Source organism: Actinoallomurus sp. CA-142502, assembly GCF_050936355.1.
GTDB lineage: Bacteria > Actinomycetota > Actinomycetes > Streptosporangiales > Streptosporangiaceae > Actinoallomurus > Actinoallomurus iriomotensis.
In genome coordinates this window covers 6,907,163-6,918,580 of the sequence record NZ_JBNJMY010000001.1, presented here as the reverse complement: position 1 = coordinate 6,918,580, position 11,418 = coordinate 6,907,163, and the positions used below count along the sequence as shown (strand labels likewise).

Genomic DNA, 11,418 nt, shown 5'->3' with positions numbered 1-11,418 from the left:
CCCACCCGCCGTCGTCTGTTCGCCTGGTGAACTTTCCTTCAAAAACGGATCGAGGCAGTCTCCGCCGCCGTCACCTGCGATGTCAACCGGCGGCCGTGCGGACGGCACACTGGTGGCGAGTCCGGCCCCGATGAGAGGAGCGCCGTTGCGAGACGACCGGCCGACCGTGCGGGCACTCACCGGCGAGGACCTCGTCTGGCTGCGGGCGCTGTTCGCCGAACGATGGGGCGGGGTCGTCTCGGTGAGCCGGGGCGTCGCCCACGACACGACCGCGTTGCCCGGCGTCGTCGCCCGCCTCGACGGACGGCGCGCCGGCGTCGCCACCTACCGGATCGCCGGCCGGGAGTGCGAACTCGTCACGCTCGACTCCGTACGGGAGGGCGCCGGCGTGGGCACCGCGCTCATCGACGCGGTGGCCGAGGCGGCACGCGTCGCCGGCGCCGTCCGGCTCTGGCTGGTCACGACCAACGACAACCTTCCGGCGCTGCGCTTCTACCAGCGGTACGGCTTCGACCTCGTCGCCGTGCACCACGACGCGGTCGCCCGGAGCCGGACCCTGAAACCGGCGATCCCCGCGATCGGCCACGACGGCATCCCGATCCGGCACGAGCTCGAACTGGAACTCCCGCTGCCCTCGGCGTGAGTTCGGCGTGAGCGAGGTCAGCGGTGGTCCGCCAGGGCGTCCTCGACGCGCCGCGCCGCGGTGGACAGCGCGTTGACCCACGCGGGCAGGGCGTCCCGGTCGAACCGCGCGGTCGGCAGCGCGATGGACACCCCGGCCAGCGGGACTCCCTCCGCGTCCTCGACCACCGTGCCGATCGCGGTCAGGCCGGTCTCGGTGAGCTGATCGTTGATCGCGAACCCCCGCTTGCGCACCAGCGCCAGCTCGCGCCGCAGCCGCGGGAGATCGACCTCGCCGGCGTCCTCGTACATCGCGCTCACCTCCTCGGGCGGGAGCGCGGCGAGGATCGCCTTGCCGCCGGAGGTCAGGTGCGCCGGCAGCGACCGCCCGACGCGGTCGCCCACGCGCAGGACGCGCGGAGACTCGACGGTGGCGATGAAGCGCACCTCGGTGCGGGCCGGCACCACGACGTTGGCCGACTCCTGCGTCTGTTCGACGAGCCACTTCAGCGGGGCGTCGCACACCGCGCGCAGCAGGGCGATGGGCGCGCCGGAGATCTCCGCGGGCCGCAGCACCTTCCCCGGCCCGTACCGCCGGTCGGCGCCCTGCTCGGCGAAGTCCCGGTACACCAGCATCGCCAGCAGCCGGTGAGCGGTGGAGACCGCCACGCCCAGCCGTTCGGCCGCGTCGGTCACCCGCAGCGGCCCCTCCTGCTGCAACAGCGCGGCGAGCTGGAGCGCGTGGTCGACCGAGGTGAGCGCGTACGGCGGCTTGTTCCTCATAGCAGAAAAAGCTTATCTGCCATGCGGAATGGCCGGCATCCTGGGGTCACCGCCCGAACCGAGGAGGGCCCATGACCGAGCGGAGCGAGGGAATCGAAGGCACGGCCCTGTGGTCACTCCCTCCGACGGAGGAGGGCCCATGACCGAGCGGAGCGAGGGAATCGAAGGCACGGCCCTGTGGTCACTCCCTCCGACGAAGGAGGGCCCATGACCGTTACCGACGGATCGCCGGTGAGCATCGTCGCGACCGACGCCGACGACCAGCCCACGCGGACACCGGAGCTCGAGGCGCTGTACCGGGGTTTCGAGTCCGAGCTGCTCGTCCCGCTGTGGACCGAGATCGGCGATCTCATGCCGCCGTCTCCCCGGTCGAAGGCGCTGCCGCACCTGTGGCGATGGCAGGCGCTGCTGCCGATGGCCGAGCGGGCCGGGGAGCTGGTGCCGGTCGGACGCGGCGGTGAGCGGCGGGCGATCGCGCTGGCCAATCCCGGGCTCGGCGGCCGGCCGTTCGCGACGCCGACGCTGTGGGCGGCGATCCAGTACCTCAACCCCGGGGAGGACGCCCCGGTGCACCGGCACACCCAGAACGCCTTCCGTTTCGTGGTGGAGGGTGAGGGCGTGTGGACGGTGGTGGACGGCGACCCGGTGGCGATGCGGCGCGGCGACTTCCTGCCCCAGGCCGGGTGGCACTGGCACGGGCACCACAACGTCACCGACCGGCCGATGGCCTGGATCGACGGGCTCGACATCCCCTTCCAGCACTTCGCCGAGTCCACGTTCTTCGAGTTCGGGCCCGATGAGGTCGAGACGCGGGAGGCCCCGGAACGGTCGCGGTCGGAACGGCTGTGGGGTCATCCCGGCCTGCGCCCGCTCACGCACCTGCGGCCGGCGCCCGCCACACCGCTGCTGGCGTACCGGTGGGAGCACACCGACCGCGCGCTGACCGAGCAGCTCGCGCTGGAGGCCGAGGGACACCGGGCCACGGTCGAACCCGGTCACGCCGCCGTCCGCTACACCAACCCCACCACCGGGGACGACGTCATGCCGACGCTGCGCGCCGAGTTCCACCGGCTCGCGCCCGGCACGGAGACCGCCGCCGCCCGGGAGGTCGGCTCCTCGGTGTTCCAGGTCTTCGACGGTACGGGCCGGGTCACCGTGGGGGAGCGCTCGTGGTCCGTCGAGCGCGGCGACCTGTTCGTGGTGCCGTCGTGGCAGCCGCTGACGCTCACCACCGAGAACGGCCTGGACCTGTTCCGCTTCAGCGACACCCCGATCTTCGAGCGGCTGTACCAGCACCGCGCCCAGAACGACCGTCAGGAGAACCCGCGGTGAAGCTCGCGACCGTCCGTACGGACGAGGGAACCCGTGCCGCCCGCATCGTCCCCGGCGGGTGCGTCCTGCTGGACGATCCCGACGTCGGCGCGCTCCTGGCGCGCGAGGACGGGGCGGCGTCCGCCGACGGGGAGGTCCACCCGCTGGACGAGGGCTCCCTCGCGCCCGTGGTGCCGCGTCCGGGCAAGGTCCTGTGCGTCGGGCTCAACTACCGCAACCACATCCTGGAGATGGGCCGGGACCTCCCCGAGTACCCGACGCTGTTCGCCAAGTTCGCCGACGCCCTCATCGGCGCGCGGGACGACATCCGGCTGGCGCCGGAGTCGTCGGCCGTCGACTGGGAGGCCGAGCTCACCGTGGTGATCGGCCGTACGGTCCGGCGGGCGTCCGAGGACGAGGCGGCCCGGGCCATCGCCGGGTTCACCGTCATGAACGACGTCACGATGCGGGACTGGCAGTTCCGTACCAAGGAGTGGCTGCAGGGCAAGACGTTCGAGGGCACGACGCCGCTGGGCCCCGTCCTGGTCACGCCGGACGAGCTGCCCGGCGGTGTGCGTCCCGCCCTCGCGCTCACCTGCCGGGTCGACGGCGAGGTGATGCAGAAGGGCGACACCTCCGACCTGGTGTTCGACCCGGTCGACCTGGTGCGTTACGCCTCGACCATCCTCACACTGCGGCCGGGCGACGTCATCGCGACCGGCACGCCCGGCGGTGTGGGCCACGCCCGCAGGCCGCCGCGTTACCTGTCGGACGGCGCGACCGTGGTGACCGAGATCGAGGGCATCGGGCGGCTGGAGAACACGGCGAGGACGGCGTGAGCACGCGGCTCTGGATGGACCGGGGCACCGAGCTCTTCCTCGGCGTCGTCGACCGGCTCACCGACGACGAGCTGGCGGCGCCGACCGCGCTGGACGGCTGGACGCGCCGGCACGTCATCGCCCACGTCCACGGCAACGCCGAGGCCCTGCGCCGGCTGCTCGGCTGGGCCGCCACCGGCGTGGAGAACCGGATGTACTCCGGGCCGCGGCAGCGGGCGGAGGAGATCGAGACCGCCGCGCGGCTGCCGGCGGACGAGCTCCGCGCCCTCGTCCACGGATCGGCCGCGTCCCTGGCCGGCGACATGGACGCCCTGCCGGAGAGCGCGTGGCGCAGCCCAGTGGTGACCGCGCAGGGCCGGACCGTACCGGCCGAGGAGATCCCATGGATGCGGGCCCGCGAGGTGGCGGTGCACGCCGTCGACCTGGACCACGGGGTGGGCTTCGCCGACCTGCCCGACGGCTTCAACGCCGCGCTGGCCGCCGACGCCGCGGCCCGGCACGCGGCGCGGGGACACGCCGCCGGCCTGGCCGCCTGGCTCAGCGGACGCGCCGCCCAGGCGCCCGTGCTCGGTCCCTGGCTCTGAACGAACGACGAAAAGGAACACGACGATGAACTCCGCACCCGGTCCCGCCGGCATCGTGGTCGTCGGTGGAGGCATCGGGGGGCTCGCGACCGCCTACGCGCTGGCCTCCACCGGGCACGCGGTCTCCGTCCTCGAACGCGCCCCGAAGTTCACCGAGGTCGGAGCCGGCCTGCAGATGGCGCCCAACGCCACGCGGATCCTGAAGGACTGGGGCCTGCTCGACGAGGTCCTCCAGGCCGGCGTCGTGCCCCGCCGGCTGCTGTTCAAGGACGCGCTGGACGGAAGCGAGCTGACCCATCAGGACCTCGACGACGACTTCGTGCGTCGCTACGGCGCCCCGTACGTCGTCATCCACCGCAGCGACCTGCTCGCCATCCTGGTCCGCGCCTGCGAGCGGGCGGGGGTGGAGATGGTCGCGGACTGCGACGTCCAGGACGTCGTACCGGACGCCGACGGCGCGACGGTGCGCAGCCGACTGGGCGAGCACCGGGCACCCCTCGCCGTCGCCGCCGACGGGCTGCACTCCACCCTGCGGGCCAGGCTCAGCGACGACCGCCCGGTCTGCTCGGGGTACGTCGCCTACCGGGGCGCGTTCCCCGTGGCGGACCTCGGCTCGAGGATCGACCGGGACACCTTCCGCGACGTCGTGGTCCACGTCGGCCCCGGCTGCCACCTGGTGCAGTACGCGCTGCGGCGCGGTGAGGTCCTCAACACGGTCGCGGTGTTCGCGTCCCCGGCGTACCGGCGGGGCGAGCCGGAGTGGGGCGGCCCGGAGGAGCTGGACACGGCGTTCGCCGGAGCGTGCGCGGACGTACGGACCGGGCTGGAGTCACTGTGGCGCGACCGCCGCTGGCCGATGTACGACCGCCCGCCGATCCCGAAGTGGACCGACGGCCGGCTGGTCCTGACCGGCGACGCCGCGCATCCCATGCTGCAGTATCTGGCGCAGGGCGCCTGCCAGGCGATCGAGGACGCCCACTGCCTGGCCCGCGAGCTTGGGGACACCGCGCCGCCGGAGTGGACGGACGCGCTCAAGCGGTACGAGGCCGAACGCACCGAGCGCACCGCCCGGGTACAGGACACCGCCCGGACCTGGGGCGACATCTGGCACGTGGACGGCGTAGGCCGGCTGCTGCGCAACGAACTGTTCCGCCGGCGCGACCCGCACGACCACCGGTACACCGACTGGCTGTACGGCTGAAGGGCTTCCGGGCCCATCCGCAGCGACGCGGCCGCATCGTCATCAGTCGAGATCGAACTCGTTGCCCTCGATGTCCTGCATCACGAGGCACGACTCGTTGTACTCGTCCGCCCGCAACAGTCGCACGCGTACCGCGCCGAGCGCGACCAGCCGTGCGCATTCGGCCTCGAGCGCGGCCAGGCGTTCCTCACCCACGAGCCCGGTGCCGACCCGCACGTCGAGATGCACCCGATTCTTGACGACCTTGCCTTCGGGAACGCGCTGGAAGAACAGCCGCGGGCCCACCCCTGAGGGATCCATGCATGCGAACGCCGCACCCTGACGCTCAGGCGGCAGCGTGCGATCGTATTCGTCCCACGTGGCGAACCCCTCCGGCGGCGGCGGTACGACGTACCCCAACACCTCGCACCAGAAGCGAGCCAAGCGCTCAGGTTCCGCGCAGTCGAAGGTGACCTGGACCTGCTTAACCGACGCCATCGGGCCATCATAGGGTCGCGATCAGCACGGAACGGGCGCGGAACGGCCCAATGGCCAAGGGAGCATCATGGTCGGCGAACACGCAGTCATCGTCCATCTCAAGCTCGGTGACGACAGGTACGGGTCCGAGGATGAACGCGCCGCCGTCTACGCCCTTCAGCGAACACTGGCCGCCGCGATCGAGGACGCGGACGCCGGAGAGTTCGACGGCAATGAGTTCGGCGGAGGCGAAGCCGTGCTCTACGCCTACGGCCCTCACGCAGGCGACCTCTTCACAGCGATGGAGCCCGCCCTCCGCGACTCCACCATCAGGCCGGCCTACGCGATCGTCCGCTACGGCACCGCCACCGACCCCGGGAGCCGCGAAGACCTCATCCGCCTCTAGACGAAACCGCCACCGGCTCCGAGCGGCTGCACCGCGGGAGCCGAGCTGAGTGGGTGGTTGAGGTGCCGTCAGTCGACGGCGGGCCCGAGTTGCTTGGTGAAGTGCAGGTCGGCGTGGCCGATCGGGTGTCCCTCCGTACGGCCGGTCTCGACGTATCCGAGGCTGCGATAGAAGCCGGGAGCTTGGAACGACAGCGTGGAGACGATCATCTGCGTGCAGCCCCGCCGCCGGGCCTCGGTCTCCGCCGCGCCCATCAGCGCCCGCCCCCAGGACTCACCGCGACGGTCGGCGCGGACCCACAGCAGTTCTACGCCGCCGCAGCCGGCCCATGTCCAGCCGGTCAGCCCGCCGACCAGCTCACCGTCGGCATCAACGGCCCGCACGGAGAGCTCAGCCTGGTCGTCCGCACCGGTCACCTGCACGTTGTAATCATGGAGTTCCTGGTTGAGCCGCGCCGACAGCGCGTGATCACCGGCCCCTGTCTCGATAAGGACATCCTCGGCGCTGTTCGTCACACCCGGCACTCTGCCAAAGACCGGAGCGGATCTCTTCATCTTTTCGGGCCCGTAGGCGGGGCCCCGTTCCGCGTACCCTCCGTGTGATCGTTGCCCGCCTGATCACTCTCTCGGGACTTGCCCCCGCGGCGCTGCCGCAGGAGCGTCAGCTTCTACCACTGAGTGAACACCGCACCGGCCCGGCCGCGCGCGAGGCGGCCGATGTCGCTCTGGCCGAGCAGATCCGCGAGATCCACACCGACTCGTCCGGCACCTACGGCGCCCCGCGGGTCGCCGCCGGCCGTGTTCGGCTGGGCACACCGCCACAACACCCGCCGCCGCCACTCCCACCGCGGGCAGATGTCCCCGATCGACTACGAGAACACCTTGATCGCGAAGTCGACCACGCTGTCCCTGGCCGGATGAACCCGTGTCCGAAGTTCGGGGTCAAGGCCCCTCCGCACGCCTTGCCGCCTTCGGGCCATGAGAGCATCACGCGCATGGCGATAGGGCACGCATCGTTGGTGCGGCTTGCGCGACGTGAGCTTCCTCCCGCAGTTGCCGATCAGTGGGTCGGTCTCCTGCGTCCGAGCCTTCACCTCAGGGCAGCAGATGAGGATGAGCCTCTCGTCGGCCAGCTCGGCGGTGTTCCTGTTCTTCCGGACGGGTTCGCCTGGCCGCACTGGGACGGCTATGGGCCGTTGGCCTTCGTCGCCGAGATCGACTGCGGTCAGCTGCCGTCGAGCACACTGTCCATGCCACGCACCGGCACGCTGTTGTTCTTCTGCGCGGATGGTCAAGTCGGCAGCGATCCGTATTCCGGATGGCCGCCAACGGTTCGAGGAGACCCGGAGAACCGTGCCGCGGCACGTGTGGTGTACATACCGGCCGGCACGCCGGTGAGTGAGCGCAATGGTCCGGCTGGTATCGAACCGTATTCTCTTGTCGAGTTGGCGGGAGAGCTGTTCACCACCGGGCCTGCCTGGGACAGCCCCGTTTTCAGGGAAGCGATCGCTCATTTGGACGACGACATCCACGCGTTCATGAGCGACTCCTCGAACCAGAAGTCGTTCGGGGAGGCTTTGTGGGACCTGATGCCCAAGGCTCCGGGGCGGCATCGCATCAGTGGTCATGCCGACCCGATCCAGGAGGCGGTCGAACTCGACGTCGCTCATACCCGGCTCGACGGTGCCGTGCCTTACGGTAACCCGGCTTTGCATGAAGAGGCCCTGCGCTGGACCCTGCTCGCTCAGTTCGACAGCGACGAGCAGGCCGGAATGAGATGGGGCGGCGCCGGATGCCTGTACTGGTTGATGCGCCCACATGACCTGGCGACCCGCAGATTCGATGCGGCGCTCTTCACCTGGCAGCGCGACTGATGGAATGACCGGCGCAGGAGGTCAGAGGTTCAGCCCGGCTGCGCGCGTGCCCGATCACGGTCACGATGCACGACCTTGTGTCTTGAGCAGCCGGGCTAGAGCCCCAATGGATGGCTCGACAGCCAGGCACTGTGTCGCTGTTCGAACGCATCCCGTTCTTGGACCGTGGAGGTGATGAGGTCTGCGCCGCCGTCGTAGGGGTGATACAGCCAGCGCAGATCACTCGGAGCGAGGATCACGAAGCCGAGCTGGTCGTCCGCGACGGCCCGCAAGAGTGGATCCAGCAGGGCCGGCTCGTAGGGCATCCAACTCGCGCGGAGTTCGATCTCCGTCGCAGGCTCAAGCTCTGTGCCGTCTTCTGACGTCAGCGTGTACCACAGCACCGCGTCCGGGTGCTTGCTGCTGTCCGGCCGCCAGCGCCACTCGGGCCCGTGGTAGGAGTCGGCGATGACATACAGGCCTTCTGCGGTGCCGAGTTCCTGAAGGATGGTGTGGTGCCGTCCGAGCACGACGCCAAGCTGCTCTTCGGTGTCGGGATACCGCTTCGAGCCGGGAAGGCTGTGGAACCTCACCCACCTGTCCCGAAATCGATCTTTCAGCTCGTAGGCGGACGGTGCCCCACCCCACCGGTCGCTCCACAGCGCCGTCAGCGCATCGAACCGCTTCTGATCCAAGGCATCTCCAAGCCTTCATGGACGCCCGCAGGCTATTACCTCGCCGACCAGGCACCTGCGTCGAAGGTCATGCCGGCCGGCAGTACACCTCGTGATCGTCCTGTTCGGCCAGCCGTGCCAAGCCGGCGACATCATCGAGGATGATCCGCGCCATCTCCGGGTCGAACGCATCGCCGTCGACGGCATCTCGCCGAACCCATTCCGAGGCAACACGGTCGAGCCGGGCGTCATCGGCCGCAGCCAACTCGGAGCGAAGGGCAGAGGAGAACGCGAAGACCAGGCTCAAGCCACCGTCCCGTGCATAGGCGACGATGCGCGGCATACCGAGCGCGACAAGGTCGGCGGAGGCACGGCCGGTCAGAATGCTCTCCCACTCGATCACAGCCGTACCGGCGACGAAGTTACCGAACGGCACCGACTCGAAGACACCCTCCGGTCCGGCATCCAACACACCGGCCGCAGCCGCATCGTCCGGCGCGACAAAGAACTCGACGATGATGCTCACCGCCGCATCCTGCCTGCCGTCCCAGGCCATGTCATCCCCGAGCACCTGATGCGGTCGGCCGACCGCTCGCGAGGCTCCGGAGGCCGAAGTGGAGATTCTCATGAGCGGTGAAGGGGAAGAAGCGGCGAAGGCCGGTGTTCCTCGCGGCCAGGACCGGAGCGGTGAGGTTCGGCGGAATCCATGACTCGGACGGGCCCTCGCAGTGAGCGTCGAACGACCTGGCGGTGGCCTCTTGAAAGTCCTGCGGCGACGCTGCGCGCCGCCGCAGGCCGCCCGCTTCGGCCGTGCCGGAGCGGGTGGCTCACGAAGTCGCACGTCCCGCCTGTTGTTCGCATCGCCGCTGCCACCACGGCCGATCGTAAGGCGCCAGCGGGTCCGGCAAAGTCCGGCGTAGAAACGCCTCATCAAGCGGCCCGACAAGCGCTTCCAAAGCGCGCGCGGACGGAGCGGACAACAGATCCATGACCTCTTGGAGGATCTGACGGCTCGAACGACCGCAGCAACCACATGGATGAAACTCAAGGGCCGCCGGCGAACGAGACGTCCGGGACCACCCAGCAAGAGCATCGACGACCACCCCCGGCCACAGACCGAAGCGCGCCCAATCCGAAGCCGACCGCAACTCGACCTGGTGTACCTCTTGCTGAACGAAGCCAGGGAGACCAGGAACGTGGGGAACGTCGTGCCAACCAGGACGGTGACGAGCCAACCGCCGAAGCTTACGAGGCCGCCTCCGCGGCATCGGCACTCTTTTCGAAGGCAACAGGCGGAACTGCCCACACTCTACTCATCCCAACGGCCAGGGGCTGAGCGCTTAAATGCCTCCGGCGGGGGCGAGAGCGGGCGCGTGTTGCGGGTGGTCTACCCGCATCGTTGGCTGACGCCGATACAGGACACGATTCGGGAGCCATCCGCGGCCACGAAGCAAACGAAGCTGCGGCGGTGGTCGAGGTCGTTGACAGAGCCGATCCGGACCTTCTCCAGACCACTGGTCTGGAGGCGTAGCAGGGCCTCAGCGAAACCAGGGGTAGAGATGCCCGCTTCGGTGGTCGTGCGTTCGCGCACCCGGTAGGTGGCCACCAAGTCGTCTACCGGGGTGGGCTCGTGCTCGGAAAAGTTGAAGGGAGCTCCGCCGAGGAGCGCCTGCCGACAGGCGGAGTCCGTCGCCCAGCGGGGATCCAGCAGTTCCACGAGGGTCGTTCGATCCACGCAGTCAGTCTGCCATCGTGCCATTAACGTGCCATTAGCCCCGGTGAACAACTGTCAACGGCGGTCACTCCCGGGCACACGCATGAGGCTCAGGCTGGGGGGTAGGGCCAGTGCGGGTCCTCCCAACGCGCGGGCGCGTCGAGGCTGAGAAGCCGCACCCGGTGAAGCAACTCCTCAGGCGCGCCGTGAGACCGGAGACGTGCGGGGGCGTGACGAATCAGCCAGGCGGTCAGCACGTCACACATGTCTTCCTTGTTGATCCAAGCGTCCCAAGGGAGGTCGTCTAGCAGCAGGTCGTACTGCCAGTGGGCCACGGCTTCGGCCAGATGCTGGTCGGCCACGGGGTTGGCCAGCGCCTCCCAAAAGGCAAGCCAGGGGCTGAGCGTTCTGGAGGCCTCCGCGCACAGCGCCAGGACCTCGTACGCGGGCACGGGGGTTTTGGGGGTAGCGAGGCTGTACGCCCACCAGGCCAGGAGAAATTCCTGCACCGCCGCAGCCTGCTCGGCAGGCCATTTCTGCCACTGACCGTGGGCAAACGATTGGCCGACTTCCTCCAGGCCGAAAAGAGGCTCCACACGGCCGCTGACGAGAGCCGTCACGAGTTGGGGCAGGATGCGGCGCAGCACCGCTCCGTGGTCGTTCCAGCCGGGAGCCCGCCACGTTCGCCCGAGGAGGTCAGGGCTCAGCTCCACATCTGGGATCTTCAGGCGGGCGAGGTCTTCTGCGCTGCCCCAGTGGCACTCACAATTGTGCTCGTCGGGACGGGCGGTCATCCCACCAAAAGTGGCGGCCATGCCATCCAGCGCGGCGTCGAGGCGAAGTCGTGCGTGCGTCCGATCGAGGTTCGTCATTGGCGTTCGCCTTCAGGACTCCGGGGGCTTTACGCCAGCCGAAGATTGTCATCCTAGCGGGCCGGCCCCAGGCTCACACGGAGGTCAAGGCATCGCCTCAGGCTC

At 69.7% G+C, this 11,418-nt stretch carries 14 protein-coding genes; 7 read left to right on the top strand and 7 right to left on the bottom strand.

Annotated elements, in window-relative coordinates; translation table 11 throughout:
• Positions 1–145 precede the first annotated feature (145 nt).
• Complete coding sequence (locus ACQEV1_RS32625) at positions 146–643, top strand: GNAT family N-acetyltransferase (RefSeq protein ID WP_433398630.1); 498 nt, start codon at positions 146–148, stop codon at positions 641–643.
• A 17-nt stretch (positions 644–660) separates the two neighbouring features.
• On the opposite strand, the gene ACQEV1_RS32620 is transcribed toward ACQEV1_RS32625, so the two are convergent.
• Positions 661–1,404, bottom strand: a complete 744-nt coding sequence (locus ACQEV1_RS32620; protein ID WP_285623261.1) for an IclR family transcriptional regulator — start codon at positions 1,402–1,404, stop codon at positions 661–663.
• 207 nt (positions 1,405–1,611) lie between these two features.
• Between ACQEV1_RS32620 and ACQEV1_RS32615 the strand changes: the two genes are divergently transcribed.
• The 4 genes from ACQEV1_RS32615 to ACQEV1_RS32600 are packed head-to-tail and all read left to right on the top strand — an operon-like array spanning position 1,612 to position 5,339.
• Entirely contained in the window at positions 1,612–2,736 is a 1,125-nt protein-coding gene (locus ACQEV1_RS32615) for a cupin domain-containing protein (protein ID WP_285623258.1), read from the top strand.
• Positions 2,733–3,554, top strand: coding sequence for a fumarylacetoacetate hydrolase family protein (locus ACQEV1_RS32610; RefSeq protein WP_433398625.1), 822 nt, complete (start codon positions 2,733–2,735; stop codon positions 3,552–3,554). The genes ACQEV1_RS32615 and ACQEV1_RS32610 overlap by 4 nt, the downstream gene beginning before the upstream one ends.
• On the top strand, positions 3,551–4,138 hold the full coding sequence (locus tag ACQEV1_RS32605) for a maleylpyruvate isomerase N-terminal domain-containing protein (RefSeq protein WP_433398622.1): 588 nt from the start codon (positions 3,551–3,553) through the stop codon (positions 4,136–4,138). The genes ACQEV1_RS32610 and ACQEV1_RS32605 overlap by 4 nt, the downstream gene beginning before the upstream one ends.
• A 25-nt stretch (positions 4,139–4,163) precedes the next feature.
• Complete coding sequence (locus ACQEV1_RS32600) at positions 4,164–5,339, top strand: FAD-dependent monooxygenase (protein WP_433398619.1); 1,176 nt, start codon at positions 4,164–4,166, stop codon at positions 5,337–5,339.
• 42 nt (positions 5,340–5,381) lie between these two features.
• Here ACQEV1_RS32600 and ACQEV1_RS32595 read toward each other — a convergent pair whose 3' ends face one another.
• Positions 5,382–5,816 carry a VOC family protein gene (locus tag ACQEV1_RS32595; RefSeq protein ID WP_285623249.1) on the bottom strand — a complete coding sequence of 145 codons (435 nt, stop codon included), beginning with the start codon at positions 5,814–5,816 and terminating at the stop codon, positions 5,382–5,384.
• 67 nt (positions 5,817–5,883) lie between these two features.
• Between ACQEV1_RS32595 and ACQEV1_RS32590 the strand changes: the two genes are divergently transcribed.
• A complete protein-coding gene (locus ACQEV1_RS32590) occupies positions 5,884–6,201 on the top strand; it encodes a hypothetical protein (protein ID WP_285623245.1) in 318 nt (105 codons plus the stop codon).
• A 68-nt stretch (positions 6,202–6,269) separates the two neighbouring features.
• Here ACQEV1_RS32590 and ACQEV1_RS32585 read toward each other — a convergent pair whose 3' ends face one another.
• The gene (locus ACQEV1_RS32585) at positions 6,270–6,716 is read right to left on the bottom strand and encodes a GNAT family N-acetyltransferase (protein ID WP_433398614.1); all 447 of its coding nucleotides are present in this window, start codon (positions 6,714–6,716) and stop codon (positions 6,270–6,272) included.
• A gap of 83 nt (positions 6,717–6,799) precedes the next feature.
• Between ACQEV1_RS32585 and ACQEV1_RS32580 the strand changes: the two genes are divergently transcribed.
• The gene (locus ACQEV1_RS32580) at positions 6,800–8,074 is read left to right on the top strand and encodes a DUF1963 domain-containing protein (RefSeq protein ID WP_433398611.1); all 1,275 of its coding nucleotides are present in this window, start codon (positions 6,800–6,802) and stop codon (positions 8,072–8,074) included.
• Positions 8,075–8,169: 95 nt separating this feature from the next.
• On the opposite strand, the gene ACQEV1_RS32575 is transcribed toward ACQEV1_RS32580, so the two are convergent.
• The 4 genes from ACQEV1_RS32575 to ACQEV1_RS32560 form a co-directional block, all read right to left on the bottom strand.
• A complete protein-coding gene (locus tag ACQEV1_RS32575) occupies positions 8,170–8,748 on the bottom strand; it encodes a DUF3885 domain-containing protein (protein ID WP_433398608.1) in 579 nt (192 codons plus the stop codon).
• Positions 8,749–8,815: 67 nt separating this feature from the next.
• On the bottom strand, positions 8,816–9,253 hold the full coding sequence (locus ACQEV1_RS32570) for a hypothetical protein (RefSeq protein ID WP_433398605.1): 438 nt from the start codon (positions 9,251–9,253) through the stop codon (positions 8,816–8,818).
• 861 nt (positions 9,254–10,114) lie between these two features.
• Positions 10,115–10,462, bottom strand: a complete 348-nt coding sequence (locus tag ACQEV1_RS32565) for a hypothetical protein (RefSeq protein ID WP_433398602.1) — start codon at positions 10,460–10,462, stop codon at positions 10,115–10,117.
• 89 nt (positions 10,463–10,551) lie between these two features.
• Positions 10,552–11,313: a hypothetical protein gene (locus ACQEV1_RS32560; RefSeq protein ID WP_285623233.1), complete on the bottom strand. Its 762-nt coding sequence runs from the start codon at positions 11,311–11,313 to the stop codon at positions 10,552–10,554.
• Positions 11,314–11,418: the final 105 nt, after the last annotated feature.

Coding starts and splice junctions, on each gene's coding strand:
- ACQEV1_RS32615 (WP_285623258.1), top strand. CDS start 1,612: ATGACCGTTACCGACGGATCGCCGGTGAGCATCGTCGCGACCGACGCC.
- ACQEV1_RS32590 (WP_285623245.1), top strand. CDS start 5,884: ATGGTCGGCGAACACGCAGTCATCGTCCATCTCAAGCTCGGTGACGAC.
- ACQEV1_RS32600 (WP_433398619.1), top strand. CDS start 4,164: ATGAACTCCGCACCCGGTCCCGCCGGCATCGTGGTCGTCGGTGGAGGC.
- ACQEV1_RS32560 (WP_285623233.1), bottom strand. CDS start 11,313: ATGACGAACCTCGATCGGACGCACGCACGACTTCGCCTCGACGCCGCG.
- ACQEV1_RS32595 (WP_285623249.1), bottom strand. CDS start 5,816: ATGGCGTCGGTTAAGCAGGTCCAGGTCACCTTCGACTGCGCGGAACCT.
- ACQEV1_RS32620 (WP_285623261.1), bottom strand. CDS start 1,404: ATGAGGAACAAGCCGCCGTACGCGCTCACCTCGGTCGACCACGCGCTC.